This is a genomic window from Ureaplasma rhincodontis, assembly GCF_057537535.1.
In genome coordinates this window covers 128,246-151,597 of the sequence record NZ_BAAKAX010000001.1, presented here as the reverse complement: position 1 = coordinate 151,597, position 23,352 = coordinate 128,246, and the positions used below count along the sequence as shown (strand labels likewise).

Annotated in this window: 21 protein-coding genes and 1 tRNA gene; 21 read left to right on the top strand and 1 reads right to left on the bottom strand. The window is 26.2% G+C overall.

Going from position 1 to position 23,352, the window contains the following annotated elements:
- Nucleotides 1-31: 31 nt before the first annotated feature.
- The 14 genes from AC27EK_RS00700 (at nt 32) to AC27EK_RS00635 (ending at nt 16,602) form a co-directional block, all read left to right on the top strand.
- Nucleotides 32-3,634, top strand: coding sequence for a DUF3713 domain-containing protein (locus AC27EK_RS00700; RefSeq protein WP_487231452.1), 3,603 nt, complete (start codon nt 32-34; stop codon nt 3,632-3,634).
- Nucleotides 3,635-4,112: 478 nt separating this feature from the next.
- Nucleotides 4,113-5,321: a replication initiation and membrane attachment family protein gene (locus tag AC27EK_RS00695; protein WP_487231451.1), complete on the top strand. Its 1,209-nt coding sequence runs from the start codon at nt 4,113-4,115 to the stop codon at nt 5,319-5,321.
- A gap of 18 nt (nt 5,322-5,339) precedes the next feature.
- On the top strand, nt 5,340-6,161 hold the full coding sequence (locus AC27EK_RS00690) for an ATP-binding protein (RefSeq protein ID WP_487231450.1): 822 nt from the start codon (nt 5,340-5,342) through the stop codon (nt 6,159-6,161).
- 3 nt (nt 6,162-6,164) lie between these two features.
- Nucleotides 6,165-7,814, top strand: a complete 1,650-nt coding sequence (gene argS, locus AC27EK_RS00685) for an arginine--tRNA ligase (protein ID WP_487231449.1) — start codon at nt 6,165-6,167, stop codon at nt 7,812-7,814.
- 101 nt (nt 7,815-7,915) lie between these two features.
- Complete coding sequence (locus AC27EK_RS00680; RefSeq protein ID WP_487231448.1) at nt 7,916-8,221, top strand: urease subunit gamma; 306 nt, start codon at nt 7,916-7,918, stop codon at nt 8,219-8,221.
- 14 nt (nt 8,222-8,235) lie between these two features.
- Nucleotides 8,236-8,655, top strand: a complete 420-nt coding sequence (gene ureB, locus AC27EK_RS00675) for an urease subunit beta (RefSeq protein WP_487231447.1) — start codon at nt 8,236-8,238, stop codon at nt 8,653-8,655.
- 15 nt (nt 8,656-8,670) lie between these two features.
- Nucleotides 8,671-10,455: an urease subunit alpha gene (gene ureC, locus AC27EK_RS00670; protein ID WP_487231446.1), complete on the top strand. Its 1,785-nt coding sequence runs from the start codon at nt 8,671-8,673 to the stop codon at nt 10,453-10,455.
- Nucleotides 10,456-10,458: 3 nt separating this feature from the next.
- The gene (locus AC27EK_RS00665) at nt 10,459-10,914 is read left to right on the top strand and encodes an urease accessory protein UreE (protein WP_487231445.1); all 456 of its coding nucleotides are present in this window, start codon (nt 10,459-10,461) and stop codon (nt 10,912-10,914) included.
- The gene (locus AC27EK_RS00660; protein ID WP_487231444.1) at nt 10,904-11,602 is read left to right on the top strand and encodes an urease accessory protein UreF; all 699 of its coding nucleotides are present in this window, start codon (nt 10,904-10,906) and stop codon (nt 11,600-11,602) included. Before AC27EK_RS00665 ends, AC27EK_RS00660 begins: the two co-directional genes overlap by 11 nt.
- Before the next feature lie 13 nt (nt 11,603-11,615).
- A complete protein-coding gene (gene ureG / locus AC27EK_RS00655) occupies nt 11,616-12,233 on the top strand; it encodes an urease accessory protein UreG (RefSeq protein ID WP_487231443.1) in 618 nt (205 codons plus the stop codon).
- A gap of 3 nt (nt 12,234-12,236) precedes the next feature.
- Nucleotides 12,237-13,118 carry an urease accessory protein UreD gene (locus AC27EK_RS00650; protein ID WP_487231442.1) on the top strand — a complete coding sequence of 294 codons (882 nt, stop codon included), beginning with the start codon at nt 12,237-12,239 and terminating at the stop codon, nt 13,116-13,118.
- An 80-nt stretch (nt 13,119-13,198) separates the two neighbouring features.
- Nucleotides 13,199-14,032 carry an HAD-IIB family hydrolase gene (locus AC27EK_RS00645; protein WP_487231441.1) on the top strand — a complete coding sequence of 278 codons (834 nt, stop codon included), beginning with the start codon at nt 13,199-13,201 and terminating at the stop codon, nt 14,030-14,032.
- Nucleotides 14,016-14,639 (top strand): ribulose-phosphate 3-epimerase, encoded by a 624-nt coding sequence (locus tag AC27EK_RS00640; RefSeq protein ID WP_487231440.1) that lies wholly within the window; start codon nt 14,016-14,018, stop codon nt 14,637-14,639. Before AC27EK_RS00645 ends, AC27EK_RS00640 begins: the two co-directional genes overlap by 17 nt.
- An 85-nt stretch (nt 14,640-14,724) precedes the next feature.
- On the top strand, nt 14,725-16,602 hold the full coding sequence (locus AC27EK_RS00635; RefSeq protein ID WP_487231439.1) for a hypothetical protein: 1,878 nt from the start codon (nt 14,725-14,727) through the stop codon (nt 16,600-16,602).
- A 107-nt stretch (nt 16,603-16,709) separates the two neighbouring features.
- Here AC27EK_RS00635 and AC27EK_RS00630 read toward each other — a convergent pair.
- Nucleotides 16,710-16,785: transfer RNA gene (locus AC27EK_RS00630), tRNA-Trp, on the bottom strand.
- Nucleotides 16,786-16,903: 118 nt separating this feature from the next.
- Between AC27EK_RS00630 and ffh the strand changes: the two genes are divergently transcribed.
- From ffh to AC27EK_RS00595, 7 genes are all read left to right on the top strand, one after another.
- Nucleotides 16,904-18,232 carry a signal recognition particle protein gene (gene ffh / locus AC27EK_RS00625; protein WP_487231438.1) on the top strand — a complete coding sequence of 443 codons (1,329 nt, stop codon included), beginning with the start codon at nt 16,904-16,906 and terminating at the stop codon, nt 18,230-18,232.
- A gap of 96 nt (nt 18,233-18,328) precedes the next feature.
- Complete coding sequence (gene rpsP / locus AC27EK_RS00620; RefSeq protein ID WP_487231437.1) at nt 18,329-19,180, top strand: 30S ribosomal protein S16; 852 nt, start codon at nt 18,329-18,331, stop codon at nt 19,178-19,180.
- A 3-nt stretch (nt 19,181-19,183) separates the two neighbouring features.
- Nucleotides 19,184-19,876: a tRNA (guanosine(37)-N1)-methyltransferase TrmD gene (gene trmD, locus AC27EK_RS00615; RefSeq protein ID WP_487231436.1), complete on the top strand. Its 693-nt coding sequence runs from the start codon at nt 19,184-19,186 to the stop codon at nt 19,874-19,876.
- Between the two features lies 1 nt (nt 19,877).
- The gene (gene rplS / locus AC27EK_RS00610; protein ID WP_487231435.1) at nt 19,878-20,243 is read left to right on the top strand and encodes a 50S ribosomal protein L19; all 366 of its coding nucleotides are present in this window, start codon (nt 19,878-19,880) and stop codon (nt 20,241-20,243) included.
- A 96-nt stretch (nt 20,244-20,339) separates the two neighbouring features.
- A complete protein-coding gene (locus AC27EK_RS00605) occupies nt 20,340-21,752 on the top strand; it encodes a YitT family protein (RefSeq protein ID WP_487231434.1) in 1,413 nt (470 codons plus the stop codon).
- An 8-nt stretch (nt 21,753-21,760) separates the two neighbouring features.
- On the top strand, nt 21,761-22,558 hold the full coding sequence (ylqF, locus tag AC27EK_RS00600) for a ribosome biogenesis GTPase YlqF (protein WP_487231433.1): 798 nt from the start codon (nt 21,761-21,763) through the stop codon (nt 22,556-22,558).
- Nucleotides 22,559-22,668: 110 nt separating this feature from the next.
- Nucleotides 22,669-23,337, top strand: coding sequence for a hypothetical protein (locus AC27EK_RS00595; RefSeq protein WP_487231432.1), 669 nt, complete (start codon nt 22,669-22,671; stop codon nt 23,335-23,337).
- The last annotated feature ends 15 nt before the right edge of the window (nt 23,338-23,352 follow it).

Sequence of the window (23,352 nt, the reverse complement as noted above, 5' to 3'; positions counted from 1 at the left end):
AATATCAAATAATTAAATTTGAAGGAAAAAAATGAAAAAAACTAAAATTACAAAATATGTAACTGTTGGTTTAGGTCTTACAGCAATTGCAGCGGCAACTACCATCAGTGCCGTTAGTTGTGCACAAAATACAAATAATAACAATACAAATGGTACGATTCTAAATAACAAAAATCAAGATTTCACTAAATCTCAAAAAAATTCCACAGGAGGGATTAATTTAACCAACAAACAAATGTTAGAAAAATTCTTTTCAACAACATCTGGAGTTAAATCTTTAAGAGAAGTTTATGTTAATGATCTTCTTTATAATTGATTTAAAAATTCAAACAATCCTTTAATTCAATCTAAATTCAAAGAATTCGAAAAACAAGCAAACGATTCTTATGATAATGAATACGATTCTTATTCAAAACGTTCAGGAAACTGACATCAAGAATTTCAAGCAGAAGTATTAGATCCTTCTGGTGGTTCAAAACAATCTTATATTTATAAAAAAGTAGTATCAAATTTACAATCTTCATTTGTTAATCAAGTTTTTTCTAATTTTGTAGAAAACTTTTTAACTTTAAATGATGGTTCGAAAAAAGTATTGGTTAAAGATGGAATTCAAACTTCAGTATTAAATTCATCTACAAATGTCAATGGTGCAAATGGTGCAGGTTCTAGAAATAACTTTGGTTTTTCTGTTCCTTCAACAAGCGATCAAAAATCTATTGATGTTGGTTATGTTAACTTTATTAATTTCGCTTTTGATCAATGAATCAAAAACACAATGCCGATATTAACTCCTTCAATATTATTTAAATCAGAAGCAAATCCTAATACATCTGGTTTGTTTAATAAAGAATTTTTTGGAGATTCTTTAACTGAAGAAGCTTCATATAATTTTCAATGATTTGCACCTTCAAGCAAAAACGAACAAACTTTAAGTACAACTGATCTTTATAAAATATTCAAACAAAAAGCAAACACTTATATTGATCAAGCAACCGGTGCTATAAATTTTCCTAGTGGAGATGGCGCTGTTAAATTAACTCAAGACAGTAGTTATGATTTAACTACGAATGTAAGTGATGGATGAACAACATATGTTGCGCCTTATACTGCTGCTGTAATGTATAAATTAAACAAAGGTATATTTAATAATCAATATTCTTTTGTTCCTTCAATTCCGCTTACACAACTAAAAGACACAATTATGGGAAACTTTTTGGTTAATTCTTCTGAACTTACTCAAAATGACTTTTTATTTCCTTATTCAGAAACAAGAGGATCAATTAAAGCTTTTTCAGGAAATTATACCGGAGTAGTTGGATCAAGAGATACTATAAATATTTCAAATACACCTTATATTATGACTAGAGATGAATTTGGTGTCCATATAATAGGTATTGATAGATATTCACAAATTAAAGAAGCAGCACAAAAAGCAGGAACTGCTGCTCAAAAAATCAAAAACGTTGATAATGAATTAGCTAATACAATTCTTTGAAGACAAGCTCAAAAGATAAATTCAATAAATCCTACTACAAACAATGTTGATATTAATAAAGCTGTCACTGATTATGTAAATTCTAATTTTTCATCATTGATTATTAAATATATTTCTTCACAAGATACATCAACAAATTCTGATAATTTATTCACTTCAAATAAGTGAACTACTAAACCTCAAACAATAAATCAAAACTTCAAAACAATATTTACAAATTTTGAAGAAATTGAAGATCTTAAAAAAACTAAAACTTATTTAGATACTATTAAGACTAAGATTTTAGATAATCAATCAAAATATAATTCAAACATAGATCCTGAATCATGATATAAAAATGGTATTGCTGGAATTCTTCCTTACAAGAGAAATACTTTTAGCGGTAATTATAATTCTCTAGATGAATTAATTGTCAAGGGTTATTCATTGACTGTAAAAAATTCTTCAACTTCTCAATCTTTAATTCAACAATTAAATAGCAAAATTAATGAAAAAGAAATTCTTTTAAATAGTGCTATGACTTCTTATTTAGTTGATGTTTTACCGGCAACAGATGCTTTTTGAACTAATAAAACAAGAACTGGTTCAAGTACATATGTATTTACAAACAATGCATTAGTAAATTCAGCTATTGAATTAGGCCAAACTAATGATTCTACATTAACAAACATTGTTACTAATTATCAAGAGTGAAATTTATTAAATCCATTTATTACAGGATTGACTAAAAATTCAAAACTTACTTCTGAGCCCGCTGCGACAAATGATTTAATATATTACTATTTAGCTAATGCTATTAAAAATAATTATTTCACTTATAATTTCAACTCTCAAGCAAACAAATTTGCTAACGGAGATTGAACAACCTTAGATCAACTTAAAAAAGAATTACAAACAAGTAAAATTGAAAGTTGAAAAAATTCTATATCATCAAATAAATCATTTAGTAATTTTGATTTAAGTAATTTAAAAACTTTCTTAATTTCACTATCTTGATTAGTTGGACTTAATAAAGAAAATAATAATTTTTCATTTAATAATTTAGTTTCACAATTAAATGAAATGGTTCAATTTGACAAAACAGCTTATGTCGCTTGAAATTTTGAATCAACAATAAAAAACCAAACTACAAATAACACATTTGGAATAACTGGACAAACCACTGAAACTCAAATTAATGCTTCTATTACTAATGATGGCAAGTTTAAATCAAACCCCATTTATCTAAATAATGTAAACCCTTATTCTTATCGAGGTGCTAAAAATCCTTTTGATACATCTTCTACAACGTCAAATGATATTTCATATACAACATTAACAAATTACTGAAATACTTCATCAATGAAAATCGGAGGAACAATGCAAGAATTAACAGGATTTCTTGGTTTTCAATCTTCAAGTAATTCAAACACAAACAATCAGCTTCCATCAAGCGCATATGATTCATCAATTTTTGGAAATAATGTTTCAAATAACAAAACACTAAATTGAAAAGGCGCTTTATATCAATATGGTTCACAAACTGAATTTGAAAAATTAATAAGTAATATAAATTCAGTTTCAGAATTAACTAATTTTGTTCAAATCATTAAAAATTGTAATTTTGATTTTAATTCTCAAACATTAGAAGATCTTAAAAAAGCCCAAACAGGACAAACAACTACTAATGGTATTGTTACTACGTTAAAATTTGAAGAAAGAAAGAACTTCTTCTTATCAGTTGTTAAAAACATTCCTTCAATTGCTTATCAACCATTAAGAGGAACATATTTATGAAATAACCAAAATGGGACTTCAACAACTTTATTTGAAAGTACTGGTGCTTTAAGAAAAGAATATGTTGTTAGTCAATTCTCAAAAAATGACGTTAACAATTTATTAACAAAAGCAACCACTGATAAACCAGCTACATTAAACACAACTGGTAAAGATATATATTTAGGTTTACCTCCTCAAACATTCTTCAACGCTATTGTGTTATTAGCTATGAATTCAAATATTCAAAAATTAGCAACAGATGCTATGACTAAATTTAGAGAAGAATCAATTAATAAGATTACAGTATATGATGCAAGAATAGCTAACACATTAGGCGAAAAATTTGTTCATAATTGAAATGACTTTAAAAAAGACGAATAACAACTAAAAATCAACAAAAGTTGATTTTTTTTATACATTAAATGGAAAATATGCCTTATATATAGGAATATTAAAATTGATGATCTTTTTAATCAAATGATAGATTTTAGAACTTCTATATTAAATGCATCAGTTTTCACTAAAAAACTTCCAAAATTTATATATTGTACACTAAAATTTTCCAAAAAAAGAAAAATATTATTTATTTTTTTTAATGTTTTTTTAAATAAAAATTTATAAGAAATTGATAACAAAATAATAACAAATTTTAAGCAGTCATTAACTTATCAACATTTTATGTTGATTGTCATAAAACACTCTATAATCAATGCTAAATATGTGCTTTAATTGTTAATAACATTTGTTAATAACAACCAACAAAAAACAATAATCGAGTTTATTTTAAATATGATTGCAATTTCTTTTTAAAACTTATGTATGAGTAAATAAAACTTAATTTTGGATGGGAGCAAAAACTGTGAGAAATCATAATAATTTTTTAATTAAAATGAACAATATTTTTGTTCCTAATCAAACGATTTTATATAAATTATATATGCCTATAATAGGGTATAAATCTATCAGTATATATCTATATTTAATACAAGAGCACTCAATTGATACAAATTTATCATTTTCTAACAAAATTCCAAAAAACTTTGAATCATTAACAGAAGTGTTTGATTGTTCTGCTGAGGAATTAAATAATCACATAGAACAACTAGAAGCAATAAATCTTATATCTAAATATGAAAATCACAATAATCCAAATGAACCGATAATATTTTTATTAAATAACAATCTAGAATATTATGAATTTCAAAATAACGAATTATTAGTAAATCTTTTGAAAGAAAAAATATCAAAAGAAGATTATCTTAAGCTTGAATTTATATTCGAAAGATTTGTTCAAGAGCCTAATTACATTAATGTATCTAAGAAGGATACTTTCCTTTTAAAAGTCGGAAATGTTCAAATGAAATCAGTAATAAGTTTAGATTTCATTTATAAAGAATTAACAAAACAACTTAAAACAACAGATGTAGTAATCGACGATCTAGTTAAAACTTCTATATTTGATTCATTAAAATCTAAAGAATTAAGCAAAAAACAAATTCTTAACTTAATTATGAATTCGATTTCACAAGATGGAAGCCAATATAAGGTTTCTGATGTTGTTTATAAAAAGAATCTTAATAATTTATATATCGATTCTGTAAATCTTTCATTAAGAACAAAAATTAAGATTAATAGAAATTATGAAATCTTTGCTAGAAACGCTAATTTAGAGAACTATAAAACGATAGTTAATGATTATCAACTTTTTAATTCTGAAAACTATTATTCTTTAGCATCAAAAAATAGCGTGAACCTAACTATTAATAAAATGCTAAAAACATTAAGAGAGAGATATTTATTAGATGATTCTTTCATAAATGTAATTATTGATTACACCTTGTTTAAAAATAAAGGAAGATTTGAATCTGCTTATGTTCTTAAACTTGCTAAATCGATTTCAGGAACAGGAGTTAAAAAGATAGAAGATGTTATTATGTATTTAAGTTACGCTCTATCTGACAGAATTGACTCATTTGCCAAAGATATACTTAATGAAGTTTCTTTAAATACAAAATCTCTTGAAAATCAAGAATCTAAGCAATTAACATTGATAGATATATTAAAATAGTATTAATAGGTGAATGCTATGAACAAAACTAATTTAGAATCGATTATTAAAAAATATTCTATATCAGATCAAGAATTTAAAAAATTCAAGAATGATATATTGCTTTTGCTTGATGTTGAAAAAAAATGTTCATTAAATAGTGAATTTTGTAATGAACTTCATTATTTGTTTGAAAGAGAAAAAGAAACAAATAATCTATATTTCGTTTCTACAGATTGTCCTAAAAAACCAAAAGAAACTAAATACAAATTATTAAATAATGGTTATGTTTTCTTTGATGAAAAATTTGAACCATTTTTAGATACTAATTTTTCAGAAATTGACAACGAATTAAAAAACAATTATTTCAAAAAAAGAATTCATGAACAACTAATTAATAAAGAAATAGAAAACAATTTTATATATAGCTCAAATCAACATGAATTAAGTACTATATTATCTATAAACATTTCTAAACAAATTATTCATTTTGAAAATGGTTATGTAATTTATTGTTCTATTAAAAATTTAATAGAAACTTTTAAACTTTCTTTTGATGCTAAAGAACAAAAAACAAAAAAATTAATTAAACAACTTAAAGATATAGAATATCTTTTTATAGATGATATTGGTTTAGAAAGACCAAAAGACTGATTCCATTTATCTTTCTTTTTAGAAATATTAGAATATAGACTACAAAAACGAAAACCGACTATTTTTAGTAGTAAAAGAAGCTACCCAAATTTAAAATGACATTATTCAAATAATTTAGAAGATAAAATATCGGCTGATATCTTATTAAGAATTATTGAAAAGTTGTTTAATGGAAATATTTTTGTAATAAATGAAAACGGTAAATAAAACATGATAATTAAAAAAATAAAAAAAGAAATTAAAAACGCACTTTCTTTAATGAAGATTGAAGACGTTTCGAGCATAGTTATAGAAAAATCAAGAAATATTAAATTTGGTGATTTCAGTTCAAACATCGCAATGATGCTTGCTAAGAAAAATAATAAAAACCCTATTGAATTTGCTGAAGAATTGGTTTCTAAAATAAACAGCAATTCATTTAAAAACATAGAAATTTCAAAACCCGGATTTATAAATTTTTACATTAAAGATGAAGATCATATTAAAATTTTAGAAACTATAAACTCGATTAAAGATGAATATCCTATATTTGAAAAGAAAAATAAAAAAATAAATTTGGAATTTGTTTCTGCTAACCCTACTGGATATTTGCATTTAGGTCATGCAAGAAATGCAGTATTGGGTGATGTTATTAATTCCTTATTAACAAAAGTGGGTTATGAAGTTAATACTGAATACTTCGTAAACGATGCTGGTAATCAAATGTCAAAATTATCTTCTAGTGTTCTTGTTAGATATAAACAAGAAAATAATATGAAAATTGATTTACCAGAAGATTCATATCACGGAGAAGAAATAATATTAGTAGCCAAAGAACTTTATAAAAAATTTGATAAAAAATTCATTGATGAATTAATCGATGAAAATTTTAATATTTCTAAAAAAGAAGCAAGAGAAGAAATTCAAGAATTTTCAGGAAATTATTTATTAAATCAAATAAAAAAAGATTTAAAAAGCATAGGAGTGGAAATTAATAAATATTCGTCAGAAAAAAAGGTACATCAATCAAATGCAATTCCTAATGTTCTTGAAAAACTTAAAAACTCTACATATGAAAAAGACGGAGCGTTGTGATTAGAAACAACTAAGTATGGGGATGATAAAGATAGAGTATTGATAAAAGGTGATAAGAGTTTTACATATTTCACTCCAGACATTGCTTATCATTTACAAAAAATAACTTCAGAACCAAAACCTGATAAACTAATAAACATTTGAGGTGCTGATCATTATAGTTACATAACTAGAATGGGAATTGCTCTTAAATGTTTGGGATATGAAGACATCATGGATGTTATATGTATGCAAATGGTTAGACTTACAAAAGATGGAGAAGAATACAAACTCTCTAAACGTTCTGGAAATTCTATAACTCTACAAGATCTTGTAAAAATACTTACTAAAGATGTTGCTAGATGATTCATGATTGGAACTTCATATAATACTCATTTAGAAATAGATATAAATATAGCTTTATTGAATACTAATGAGAATCCAATTTATTATGTTCAATATGCTCATGCAAGATCTAATAATTTATTAGAAAAAATAAATATTAAAGAAATAGATTTCACTAAAATTAAAATAAAAGAAACCGATAACATTAGAGAGCTTCTAAATTTGATTCATATGTATGAACAAACAATATACAAATCAGCTGTTGAATATGATCCAACAAAACTAACAAATTATTTAGTTAATTTGTCTAAATTGTTCCATCATTTCTATACAAATGAACAAATTTCTAAAGAAAATAATTTAGAAATTAAGGCGTTTAAAATCCTTTTAACTATGACAATAAATGACATTATAAGAAGCGCTTTAAAATTGTTGGGAATAACTGCTTTAAATAAAATGTAAATTATTTTATTTTTTATTGGATTATTTATGCGCGCGTACGTAATAAAGTACTATAATAAAGGTGTTTAAATAAACACACATAAAAAGTCCGGGAGGCAATCATGTATTTAACATTAAGAGAAACGGAAAAATTAATGATTTCAGTTGCTGCTATGGTGGCACAAAACAGAAAAGACAGAGGTGTAAAATTAAATCACCCTGAATCTGTTGCGATAATAACGAATCATGTAATTGAGGGCGCTAGAGATGGAAAATCTGTTGCAGAATTAATGCAAAGCGCAAGAGGTGTTTTAAGCTCTAAAGATGTAATGTCTGGTGTAGCAACTTTAATACCTTTAATCCAAGTGGAATGTACATTCCCTGATGGAACTAAATTAGTTTCAATACACAATCCAATTTCTGAATAATAAGAGGAAATAATATGAAAAAATATATAATTCCAGGTGAATATAATTACGCTTCAACAGATATCACTATTAATGAAAATGTAGAAGCAACAACAGTTATTTTAGAAAATGTCGGTGATAGACCAATCCAAATTGGTTCACACTTCCATTTATTTGAAGTAAACTCATCAATCAAGGTTCTTTCTGAAGATAAAAAAGAAGACAAAGAAAGAGAGCTGGTATATGGTATGCGTTTAGACGTTGCATCATCTACTTCAGTTCGTTTCGAACCTAGAGAAGCCAAAAAAGTTGACATCATCCCAATGCAAGGAAAAAGAGAAATCTTTGGATTTGATAATATGATCGATGGAAAACTAGATGGAAAAGCTAAAGTTCCTTACTCAAAAGCTGTAACTTTAAGAAACGAAAAAGTTAAGAAAAACAGTAAAAAATAATCGAGGTACTCAAATATGAAAAAACTTACTAGAAAACAATATTCTGATCTATATGGTATTACAGTTGGTGATAGCGTTAGATTAGGTAATACAAACTTATGAGCTAAAGTTGAAAAAGACTTATCAAAATATGGTGAAGAAGCTGTATTTGGTGGTGGTAAAACATTACGTGATGGTATGGGTATGAGTTCTACTGAATTACATTCAAATCCATTAGTAATGGACTTAGTGATTACTAATGCTTTAATTCTAGATTACTATGGTATTTACAAAGCTGACATTGGTATCAAAAACGGTAAAATTGCAAAAATAGGTCATGCTGGTAATCCTTCTATTTCTGATGATATTGACATGATTGTTGGTATTTCAACAGAAATCTTTGCTGGAGAAGGTAAAATCTTTACTCCCGGTGCTATTGATACTCACGTTCACTTTATTGAACCTAAAATAGCAGATGTAGCTCTGGAAAATGGTACTACTACTTTAATTACTGGTGGTGCTGGTTTAAATGATGGTTCAAAAGCTGTTACTACAACTCCTGGTGCATTCTGATTAGAAAAAATGCTACAAGCAGCAGAAGACTTTCCTATTAACGTTGGTTTCTTAGGTAAAGGTAATGGTGCTAATGAAGAAGTTATGTTAGAACAAGTAGCTGCTGGTGCTTGTGGATTAAAAATTCATGAAGACTGAGGTGCAACTTGATCTGCAATTGATCATTCATTACGTGTTGCTGATAAAACAGATGTTCAAGTCTCAATCCATACTGATACATTAAATGAAGGTGGTTTTGTTGACCATACTATTGATGCAGTTGCTGGTAGAGCTATTCATGCTTATCACTCAGAGGGTGCTGGTGGTGGACATGCTCCTGATATCTTAGTAGTTTCTGGTTTAAATAACTTTATCCCTGCTTCTACAAGTCCCACACTTCCATATACTGTAAATACAATTGATGAACATTTAGATATGTTAATGGTATGTCACCATTTAAACCCTAAAGTTCCAGAAGATGTTGCTTTTGCTGATTCTCGTATTAGAAAAGAAACAATTGCTGCTGAAGATATTTTACATGATATTGGTGCAGTTTCAGTTACTTCATCAGATGCCCTAGCTATGGGTAGAATAGGCGAAGTTGTAACTAGAACATGACAAGTTGCAGACAAAATGAAAAAAGAATTCGGTAGTTTAAAAAATGATACAGAATTCGATGACAACAACAGAATTAAAAGATATATTGCTAAATATTCTATAAATCCTGCTATTGCTCATGGTATTGATAGCTATATTGGTTCAATCGAAGAAGGAAAATTTGCTGACATTATTGTTTGAGATCCTAAATTCTTTGGTGCAAAACCATACGCTGTGTTCAAATCTGGTATATTAGCTAAAGCATTATCTGGTGATGCAAATGGATCAATTCCTACTTGTGAACCGTTAATTTTAAGAGATCAATATGCTGCAACTAAAGCATTAGCTGCTTTTGGTTCATTATCATTTGTTTCAAAACTTTCAATTGAAAATAATATTCAAAAAAAATACAATTTAAAGAGAAATGTATTACCAGTTAAAGGCTGTAGAACTGTAAACAAAGAAAGCATGAAAAACAATAGCTTATTACCTAATTTAAATGTTGATCCTCAAACATTCTCAGTTACTGTTGATGAAAAATCATTACAAAATTGATTATCAACTGATTCAGTTTGATCAAAACAATTTAAAAAAGATAAATCAGGAAGCTGAAATATTTTAGCAAATCCTGAAAAAGAAATAGCATTAGCTCAACTTTACTTCTTATACTAAAATATGAAAATATTTACAACTATATTAAAGAACATTAAAGATGTTGAAAATTACTCTGAATTTCATTTAGAAAAAATTTCATTATCAGCTGATGATCTACTAAAAAAAGTTATTGTTAAAACTACTGATCATGGTACAGAAATAGGCATCAAAAAAGAAAATATCAAAGATATTTTTGATGGTGATGTTTTAGAAATCGATGAAAGAAATAAGAAAGCTCTTGTAGTAATTCTTGAAAAAGCTGAAGTTATTATTATTAAACCTAAATCAATAAATCAAATTGCTGAGGTTGCTCACAACTTAGGCAATAGACACGCTCAAGCTCAATTTAAAGATGACACTATGATTATTCCTTATGATTATTTAATTGAAGAATATTTAGTTAAAATGGAAACTCCATTTGAAGTTACTAAGATAAAGCTTGAAAAAGCTTTCAGACACGTTGACGATGCTAAATAAAAATTTATTACATGTTCTTCAAATAACAAATGCAAACTTTCCTATTGGATCTTTTGCTCATTCATTTGGTTTAGAAACCTACATAAACAAAAACATTATAAACAACAAAGAAACACTAGATGAGATTTTAAAATCTTACATTTATGGTCCTTTTCTACATGTTGATTTATTAGCAATTGTTATGACATATGATTTTTTGAAAAATAATAGTTTTGAAAAAATTTGAGAAATTGATAAAAAATCATTTGCTCAAGGTATGTCAAAAGAAACAAGACAAGGTAATAAAAGAATCGCATTACAAATGTTAAAAGTTTATTTGGATATATATAAAGATTGTGAAAATCTTAAAAAATATCAAAAAGCTATTAAAGAAAACAAAGCACAAGGAAACCCTGGCATTTGTTATGCTCTTTTATGTGATTATTTAAAAATTGATCTTGAAGCTACATTGTTAACCCACACTCATTCTACAATTTCAGCGTTAATACAGAATTCAATCAGAGCTATTCCATTAGGTCAACTTGATGGACAAAGAGCTATGTTTAATATTAAAAATAAATATTATGAAGACGTTGCTAAAAAAGCTCTGAAAATAAACGCTAGTTTATATTTTTGTAAAAATTATACTGAATTTGAAATGTCTCAAATGGAACATGAAGACATTGCTATCAGATTATTTATGTCTTAATTAAGGAATTATTATGTCAAAACCATTAGTTATTGGTGTTGGTGGACCAGTTGGTGCTGGGAAAACTATGTTATTAGAACGTCTAACACGTTATTTAATAACAAACAAAAAAATGAAATGTGCAGCTATCACTAACGATATTTACACAAAAGAAGATGCTAAAATCTTAAAAAGAGATTCTATATTACCAGAAGATTGTATTATCGGTGTTGAAACCGGTGGATGTCCTCATACAGCCATTAGAGAAGATGCAAGTATGAACTTTGCTGCTATAGAAGAATTATCAGAAAAACATGTTGATTTAGAAGTTCTATTTTTAGAATCAGGTGGTGATAATTTAGCCGCTACTTTTAGTCCAGATCTAGTTGATTTTAGTATTTACATTATTGACGTTGCTCAAGGTGAAAAAATCCCTAGAAAAGGCGGACAAGGTATGATCAAATCTGATTTATTCATTATCAATAAAACTGATCTTGCACCATATGTTGGCGCTAATTTAGATATTATGAAAAAAGATACTATTGAACATCGTGGCGCAAAACCTTTCTATTTTACAAATCTTAAAAAAGATGAAGGTTTGGTTGAAATCGTTGAATGATTACAAAAACGTTTGGATGTTTTTAATTCTTAATAAATGAAACTAAAAAGATTAAGCCAAAAAGAATATGATTTATTAGCTGGATATATTTATATATCAGTTAAAAAAGGCATTAATGAAGAGCAAACAATTGCTCCAAAAAGTGATTACTTTTTTACAAAACTTGGTAGATGTTCAGCGCCTTTGTTTCTAGAAGATGAAAAAAATAGACCATATTTTCAGTTACTACACTTAGGTGGTGGTATCATGCAAAATGAATCGTTCCAAACTGATATTACAGTTGGTGATGATTCTCAAACAATAATTTCATCACAATCAGCCACGAAAATTTATAAATGTGAAAAGGACAATGAAAAAGCTTTGTATAAAGTTAATGTTGAAGTTGGTAAAAATTCAATGTTAGAATTTTACAATGATTCAATAATTTTATATGAGGACTCAAAATATTGTCAAGAAAACATAATAAATTTAGAAAAAAGTTCAAACTTTATTTTCAATGAAATATTTTCTTCAGGTTATAGTGAAAAAGATGATAATCATCCATATGATTTAATGCATCTTAAAACTGAACTATATATTGACTCAGAGTTAGAAGTTTTTGATAATTTAATTCTTGAACCTAAAAAAGAAGACCCAAATCAATTTGGTGTTCTAAACGGTTTTAAAAGGTGTGGAACAGGTTTTTATTTTTCAGAAAAAATAAAATTTGAACACATTGAAGAATTAAAAAAAGAAGTTAATTCTTTTATTAAAGACACAAACACAAGAGTTGGCATATCTGCTTTTGAAACTTCAGGCTTTGGTCTTAGAATTTTATCTAACGAAACTTATGAAGTTGAAGACGTTTTTAAATTAATTAATAATTACATTAGAAAAAAAGTCTTTTCTTTAAACGAACTACTTCTAAGAAAACAATAATTTTAAAAAAATATCACTTTTTGAGTGATATTTTTTATTTATAATACAATTATTATTAATGATATTGGAGATATTCACACATGAAAAAATTATTTTGTTTTGATTTAGACGGAACCTTATTAAATGGGGATAAAAAAGTTAATAAATCATCAATAAAAGCTTTAAAAAAGGCTAACAAAAATGGACACTTAATTTGTATAGCTACAGGAAGATCATTTGATGAAAATCTTTTAAAAATTGCTAAAAAAATTAAATGTAATACTTATATTATATTTTCTAATGGAAATTTCATGTACAACATGAAAACAAAAGAAATCAAATGTACTGGAAAAGTTTTATTGCCAGCTATTGTTGATTTCTTCTATGAAAAAGCCTTAATAAATAAACGTCAATTGGTTTTAGTTAATGACAAAACAGAAGTCAAAAGATTTTATTTTGGTTCACAAGAAGAATATGACATTAAAGATGAAGATTATTTTATAGCAGGAGTTAATGTTTCAAGTTTTGAAGATAGATCTGGTGTAAGATTTGCTTTAAATGAAAATATAGTTCATATTTCTATGAAAGCTGAAAAGAAAATTGTTAATTATGAACTTCCTAAATTTAAATTACTTGAAGAAATTCATGATGTAGATATTAACTTAACTTCAAAAGTATTTATTGATGGTGATGCAAGAGATGTTAATAAATGAACAGCAATAAAAAAAATAATTAAAGAATTTGATGTTGATTTAAAAAATGTTTTTGCTTTCGGTGATTCATTTAATGATTATGTAATGCTTAAAAAAGCAAAAAATTCTTTCTGTATGGAAAATGCAGGAGAAGATTTTAAGGCTTTCTTTAAGGATAAAATAATTAAGAATAATAATACAGATTCAATTTCAGAAATTATCATTGATGCAATTCAAAAATAATTTGATTCCTAGTTTTTTAGCTTTCAAAGAAATTAATTTTAATGAATCTGTTAATTTGATTAAAAAAAATAAGTTTGAAATAATTCATTTAGACATAATGGACAAAGAACTTGTAAATAATGTTGCCTTTACTAAAAATGATCTGAAAAAATTATCTTCAAACAATTTCAAAATGAAAGTTCATTTAATGACTGTTGATCCTTTAAAAGATAGTAGAAACTTCTTTGACAAAAATACTCTAAGTATTACTTTTCAATTTGAGCATTTAGATTTTCAATATATTATAAAAACATTAGAAACAATAAAATCTAAAAACATAAAAGCAGGAATTGCCATTTCTCCTTATACTGAATACTCAAAATATTCAAATATTTTAGAGTATTGTGATTGTGTTACTATTATGGGCGTAGAACCTGGAAAAGGTGGACAATCGTTTATAAATGAAAGCATAAAAAATTTAGATAATGTTTATCAATTTAAAATCAATAAGAAAAATATCGATATTGAATTCGATGGTGGAATAAATAATGAAACAATCTCATTAGTAGAAGACAAATCTGATTTTGTAGTTTCAGGTAGTTTTTTACTTGCTTGTATGTTAAAATAAATTAGTAATTGAAAAATTACAATATTTTAAAAATATTAGTTTAAAAAGGTAGAAATTGAAATCTCTTCAAAACATGAAGATTAAAATGAATAACACTACCAAAGTAAAAAATGAAAATAATCAATTTTTGAGAACTTCAAAAGCTTATTTTGATTTTTTAAAACACGCTTTGTTTTTTGTTTTATTCTTCTTATTTAATTCACTAATACCTATATCGATAGTTTTAATTTCATCAAGTATTAATCCATTTGGTGCACAATTTGCTGCTGGTATTAGTTTTGTTGCTTTCATTCAAATTGCATTCACTCAATTAAGTTTAACTATTGTTGTTTCAATATTATTCATGATTCAAAAATACAATTTAAATTCAAGCATGATCAATAAGAGAAGTGAAAAACTTTCTCTTGATCCTCAATTCTTAGGAACTTCATTAATTGTAATATTTATTTATTCTTTATTAATGATTCCTGTTTTCCAAGGTTCTTCATATGCATACAACTTCTTTGCTTCAGGGCATATTAATACTCTATTAGCAAGAAGCGCTGCTAATAACTATATATGATCAGTTACTGGTTATCTATTCTTAAACACTTTCTCAATTTTCTTTATAATGATTATTTATTTCGAAAAATCAATATTAGCTGCTATTATATCTTTAACAATAATGTCATTATTTGTTGTAGGTTTTGCTGCTTTATTATCATTGCCTGTTAAAATTGCAGATCATAATTTTGCGAACCAATATGGTACTTTAATAGGTATTGGTACAACTTTAGGTGCAATTATATCAGTTATTGGTTTAGGTATTTATGTATTTAAACAAACAATATTATCAAACATTAATTTAAAAAATGTTGGTTCAAATTCATGAAGATTATTTAAAGATACTATCAAACACTCTGGTGCTTTAATTGCTATCCAAGTGTTCAAAGGTATTGCTTTAATGTCATTATTCATTTGAAACTCAACTTTATTAATTCAACCATTACCACTAAATATGCAATTAACTAGAACAGTATGATACTGTACTATGTATTCAATGCCGTTTATTACATTTGGTTTATCAGATGCTATATTATTCTATGGTTTACAAAAACACAATGAAAAATTAAGTGTTTTAACTTTCCTTAAAGTTTCAATAAGTTCATTAGCTGTTGCTTTCTTATTACAAATGGGAATAGCAGGTGGTATGTATCATACAATGCAACCATTCGGTGAATGATTAATGAGAAACAACTCAATTAAAGATGGTGAAATTCCTTCAAAATGATTCCAAGTTGATTCAGTTGATTACAACTATATTATGAGTGTTCTTCAAAACAAAATAGATGTTTATACTGATCTTGGTGAAAAAACTGACAAAATTAAGTCTCTTCAAGGAGTTCTACAAAAACTTCACAATTCAAACCCCGCTGCTTTTAATGAAGTTATAATGAAAGCTATGACTTATAATGATTATTGATTTGATCTTAATGGATTGCCTATAAATTTATCTGCTCAACTAAATTCTATTTCAAGTGTTGGTGGTAACCTATTATATGATTTTGATGGAACACTAGGTTCTTCAAATAGTTTTAATGTGTTCTTCTATTTAGTAACTTGAACATTAACTTACTCAACTGGTTTAGCTTTATTTAGTACTACATTAGTATTGAGAAAAGAATATCATAATGTTAAAGATATGATTTCAACAATATTAATTCAACTTTTAATTATTATTACAATCTTCCCTCTTGGTGTTCATTACCAATCAACTTCGACTCTTAGAGTAATGGATGGATGAACTGTTGCATTTGTTGCATATGGTTCAGTAATCTTCTTACTATATATTGCAAAAGTTGCAAAAATGTGATCATCAATAAAAGAAGATCAATTATTAATTGATTATGTAGCTACAAAAAAAGAAAAAAGCAACAAAACTTCTTTTATTAATAAAATTAAAAAAGAGAAAATTGCTGCTTAATTAAAATAAATAATATGAGTTTGAACTTATTCGATTCTCATATTTTTTTATATAAAAAAAGTAACTGTAAAAGCAGTTACTTTTTGTTTTGAAATATAAATTTTAAATGGCAGGGGTGACAGGACTCGAACCCATAACAGGCGGTTTTGAAGACCGCTGTTCTACCAATTGAACTACACCCCTAGATGATTAACGTTTAAATTATAAAGCAAAAACTCTTTTTTAAAAGTTATTTTCTGGAAACTTCATTTTAGTGTATTAAAATGTATTTATAGTTTTTAAAAAAATATAAAGGTAAAACATGTTGAAATCAATGATTTCTAATATAGTTTCTAAGAATATGTCAAAAAAATTGATAGGTTCTACTATAAAAGAAGAAGATGTAAAAGATCTGTTTAGGGAAATAAGAATCAGTTTATTAGATGCTGATGTTAATTTTAAAGTTGTTAAAACTTTTATTAATAATGTTAAAGAAAAAGTTGTAGGACAAACTTTAGTTAAAAATCAAAATGCTTCAGAATATGTATTAAAAATAATAAAAGATGAATTAATTTCTATCTTAGGTTCTCAAACTAGAGAGATTAATATAAATAAAAAACAAACGAGAGTAATGTTTGTTGGGCTTCAAGGTTCTGGTAAAACAACTTCTGTTGCAAAAGTTGCTAATTTTTATAAAGAAAAACACAACAAGAAACCTTTATTAATAGCCGCAGATATATATAGACCTGCTGCTATTGAACAATTGGAAACTTTAGCAAAACAAATTAAAGTTGATTTTTATCAAGAAGGACAAATTGATCCAAGCACAATTGTTAAAAACGCATTAGACAAATATGAAGAAAACGATTTTGTGATATTAGATACTGCTGGGAGATTACAAACAGATGATGAATTAATGAATGAATTAATAGAAATCAAAAAAGTTTATAACCCGACAGAAATTATTTTAACTGTTGATGGAATGGCTGGTCAAGATATTATTAATGTTGCTAAAGAATTTAATGATAAATTAAAACTTACTGGAATGATTATTTCTAAATTAGATTCTAATGCTAGAGCTGGTGCAGCTTTTAGCTTAGTGTCTTTATTGAACGTTCCTATATTTTTCACAGGAGTTGGTGAAACTGTTGATAAATTGGATGTTTGACATCCTTCAAGAATGGCAGATAGAATATTAGGATTAGGTGACATAGTAACTTTAGCTGAAAAAGCACAAGAAGTTTTTGATGAAAAAAAAGCAAAAGGAACTTTGCAAAGAATGTTGTCTGGTAAATTTGATTTAGAAGATCTTTTAAATCAAATGTCACAAATGTCAAAATTTGGTTCACTTGGAGGAGTTATGAATATGATTCCAGGAATGAACAAAATTAGTGAATCTAAAGTAGAAATAGCAGAAGAACAAATGAGAGTTTGAACTATTCTTCTTTCTTCTATGACTAAGAAAGAGAGAAGAAATCCAAGACTATTCAAAAAACAACCAAACAGAAAAATTAGAGTTATTCAAGGATCTGGTAGAAAAATGGACGAATTGAATAAATTACTAAAACAATGAGAAGTAGGAAAAGACAAAATGCAAGATGTTTCTAAGATGCTTAAGTCTGGAAAAAACCCATTTGGTATGTCTTTTTAGGTGTCAAGAAAAAATACTTGACACTTTATTAAAAAAATGTGTATAATTTATTAGTTAAAATAAAAAAAACTATAAAACCCGATTAGGAGAATTATTTTGGTTAAATTAAGATTATTAAGAAAAGGTCGTCATAAAGAGCCTGTTTATAGAATTGTTGCTGTTGATTCAAAAACAAAATCAAATGGTAAATATATTGAATTGTTAGGAAAATATGATCCTTTAAATGAAACAACTTCATTAAATAAAGAACCAATTCTAAAATGATTATCAACTGGTGCTCAACCAACTGACACTGTTAGATCAATTTTAAGAAAAGAAAAAATTATGGAAGAGTTTGTTAACCTTAAAAAAGGTACAGAAACTCAAATTATTAAAAAAGACAAGAAAACTCTTTCAATTAAAGACAATCCTGTTAAAAAAGAATCAAAAGATGATTTATTATCTAAATTAGGTTCAGTTAAATCTAAATTAAGTTCTAAATATACTGAAGAAGAAATTAAAAAACGTGAAACTGAAACTTTAAAAGTTGCTAAAGAAGAAGAAATTGCAGTTAATGCAAGTAAAGATGAAAAAGTTAACATTATTATTTCATTAGGAATTAATGATGTTCAAAAAATTCTTGAAGAAGACAAAATCTTTTTATTCATGAAAAGATTACCAGTTAGAGATGTACAACGTGTTTTAATTTATGCAATTAAACCAGTTGGATTAGTTATTGGTGAATTTGATCTTAAATCTACACAAGCTTTATCAAGAAACAAAGCTTGAAGTGAATTTGGTCCTAAATCAATCTTCTCAAAATCACAATTCGACAAATACTTTGAAAATGCTGCAATTGATGGTGTTAAAATGATGGAAATTGATGGTTTTATTAAATATTCAAAACCTAAACAAATTTCAGAGTTCTCAATGACTAGAGGGCCATCAGGTTTTGCATACTTAAAATAATAAATGTTTAAAGTAACATTTATATCGTTGTTCCCTGAAGCTTTTGAAAGTTTCATAGAACATTCAATAATCAAAAAAGCTATTGACAAGAATTTAATAGAAATAAAAATAATTAATTTTAGAAAATATAGTACTAATAAACATCGTCAAGTTGATGATTATCAATATGGTGGTGGACCGGGAATGGTTATTGGTATTGAAGCGTTAGTTAATTGTTTAAGAGAAATCAAAACAGAAAATTCTGAAATTTGATTGACTAGTCCTCAAGGGATTAGTTTTAATCAAGAAATAGCTAAGAAAACTTCAAAAAATGTTAAAGATTTGATTATAATTTGTGGTCATTATGAAGGAATTGACGAAAGAATAAAATTCTTCATTGATAAAGAAATGAGTATTGGCGATTTTGTTCTTACTGGTGGAGAATTTGCTTCACAAATAATGGCAGACAGCATAATTAGACTAATAGATGGTGTTATTAAAAAAGAAAGTCTTGAAAACGAAAGTTTTGAAAATAATTTATTAGATTATCCAGTTTACACTAAACCAAATAATTTTGAAGGATATGAAGTTCCTTCTGTTTTGTTAAGTGGTAATCATAAGAAAATTGAAGAATTCAGATTAAATCAACAAATTAATAGAACTAAAGAAAAAAGACCAGATCTTTACAAAAAATATATAAAAAATAAAGGAGAATAAAATGGGTGTTTTTAAAATAAACAAAGGCCAAATACTTAATGATATTGTTGCCCCACAACTTAAAACAGATATTCCTCCGTTTGATTCAGGTGATACTATAATTGTTCATAACAGAATTGTCGAAGGTAAGAAATCTCGTATTCAAAAATTCGAGGGTGTTGTATTACGTAGAAAAGGTTCAGGAATATCAGAATCAGCTATTGTAAGAAAAGAATCTAATGGAGTTTGAGTTGAATTAAATTTTGACTTACATAGTCCTATGATTGAAAAAATTGAACTTATACGTCGTGGTAAAGTGCGTAGAGCATACATATCATATATGCGTGGTCGTTCTGGTAAATCAGCTAGAATTAAAGAAAGAGTTTAATTTCACAACAAAACCTGAATTTTTTCAGGTTTTTTATTTATAAAATTTACATATTTTAAATTAAAGATTTAAAATATTGTAGAAAGAAAAATTAAAATGAAAACAAAAAAAAGCGAAATAGTAATTGACGTTGAATATGTTCTTTCTCAACCATGTAAAGAAATTAAAGTTCCTAAAACATTGTGAGATTGTAAAAAGAAAAGAAATAAACTTTTAGATCATATAAAAATACTTGATGATGAAATCCAAAAAATTATTTCTGAAGATAATGTCGATCAAGAATATCTTGAAAAAATAAACAATAGAATATCACATCTTAACACTTCTGTCGATTCTCTTAACGAAGAAATACAATCTTATTATGGAGACGACAATTTTGTAAAAGAAACTAAATATACAGCAAGAACAATTAAGTTAGGATCATTTTACAGAGTTAATAAATTATGACAAAAAGCATTAATAGTTGCTTTTTGTTCTGCTTTTATTTCAGTTTTAGTTTGATTTTTTGTTCAAAAAACTGGAATATATAGTTTTGGTATTAGTGGTTCATTGCAAGGTATTGCAAGAATTGTTAAAACGGCTTTAACAAAAGAAGGAATGAATCAGTCAACTGTCGATTTGATTTATAGTTTAATGTTTTATGGAATGTATCTATTAGCAAACATACCGTTACTAGTATTTTCGTGATTTAAACTTGGAAAACAATTTACAATATTAACTGCCGTTTGCATTGTTTTCACACAATGTACAGGTTTGGTAATTGATAATATTCCTGGCGCTTCTACATTCAAATTATTTGGAAATGTAGGTCTAGATGTAGCCGCAATAGTTGCTTGAGACAACCAAAACCCGAACTCAATATTAGTTATGTTTGTTAGTGGAATCATTATGAGTTTATTTGATGGTTTATTATCAGCTGTTATATATATAGTTGGTTCTTCTATGGCAGGAACTGATTTCTTAGCTTACTACACAGAAAAGAAAAAGAATAAATCTATTTCTGTTTTATTACTTTATTTCAACTTAGCTTCATTACTAATAGGTGTTTCAATCGGATCAATTGGTTCATACTTTTTAGATCCAAATCAATTCGCTGGTGTTCAACCAGTTCAAGCAATTTTTTCTCCTAATTTAGTTGTATCTATTTTAGATACTGTAATATTCAGTTTGGTTATTAGTTATTTCTTTCCAAAAAACAAAATTGTGAATGTTCAAGTTGATTCAGAAAAATCAACCGAAATTGTTTCAAGATTACTTTATAAAAATTGAACTCACAAAATAAGAATGAAAGATACAGTAATAGAAACTTTAGATTCTGATGAAGAAGCAAATAGTTTTTCAACTATTTGTTTGTATAAAAACATACCGTGATTAGTTCAACAAATCAAAAAAATTGATGAAGATTCTATTGTATATATTCACCCAATATTAGGTATAGATGGTGAAATAAAATTAACTAACTATACAGAAAATAATGAATCTGAAAATTCTCAAATAGAACAAAAGTAGAAACAATTATGAATTTACAAAAAATCAATTGATTTCCAGGACATATGAAAAAAGCAACTGATGAAATCAGAAATAGATTGAAAACCGTTGATCTTGTAATTGAAGTTGTTGATTCTAGAGCAATTTCTAAATCATCTAACAATGAAATACTTTCATTGTTAAACAACAAACCATTTTTTAAAATAGCACTTAAAAAAGATTTAACTAATTTAAAAACTAAAGAAGACAATGTTCTTATAGGTTCTATTAAAGACAAAAAGTTTAATAAAGAAATATTAGACTTTATGTATAAAACTTTAGAACCTAAAATAAATAAACTAAAAAATAAAGGGGTCGTTAATCCTGAGTTCTTAGTAATGATAGTAGGATTGCCAAATGTTGGTAAATCTTCATTAATTAATTTTTTAAAAAATAAGAAACAAACAAAAGTTGAAAACAGACCAGGCGTTACAAAAAATCAAAACGTTGTAAGTTTAAACAAAAACTTTAATCTTATTGATACTCCTGGGGTTTTATTAAAAAACATAGATGATATTGAAACAGCTTATTCTTTAGCTTTAATAAGATGTATCAAAAAAGAAATCCTTGATCTTTATGATGTTATTAAATTTGCTTTTATAAAAATAAAAGACAAATTATTAAAATATTACGAATTAGAAGATTCTGAAGAATATGAACAATTTTTAAAATCTATATGTGAAAAATATAGATTTTATTCAAAAAATAATGAACTAGATTTTAATAGAGCTCTAAATATGTTGTATGAAGATATATCACAAGGAAAAATAAAAGACATTATTTGATAAAAAATTAAATAAAAATAAAAACCTTTCATATATATAAGTGAAAGGTTTTTATTATGATAAATGTACTGATGTATTTTTTAAAAAAATACAAACAAAATTGGCAACTTGTCATGAAAGCTCTTAGTGAGCAAGAAGAAATCAAAGAGAATGATTTTGTTATTAGAACTTATAAAGAAGCTATTCCAATAACAGATGATAAATATTTTAATAAATTTAAAGATATAGATTTTCCACCTTTTGTAATATTTTATAAAGGCGATATTGATGTGATTATTAACAACAAAGTTTTTTCTTTATATTCGACTTTTGATGATGAAATAATAAAACAACTAAAAGAAACAAAAGAGAAAATAGAATTGTTATGTGTTTTAGAATCGCAGATAAATATGAAAATATTAGAAAAAATAAGAAGTTTAAAATTAAAAATTATTTTAATTTCTGATAAATCAATCAAAGACTCGTCTTTGGAAAAATATTCAAAATATGTTGATTTAATATTGTCAGAAATTTATTATAATGAAGTAAATCTTGAAGAGTTTCAAACAACAAATAGAATTTTATATGCTTTATGTGATAGATTAATTCTTGATAAGCCTATTAAAGAAGTATTGACTGAATTTGATAAAATTCATAGAAATACTATGAATAATGATAGAAAATGCTATTACTTAAACAATAATAGTGAAGAAAATAGCAAAAATAAGCAAAATTTTTTAAAAGAAAACAAAAGTATTAATAAAATAAAACTAATTGAGCATTCTTTTAAATATAAAGCGTAAATATAGACAGGTGTA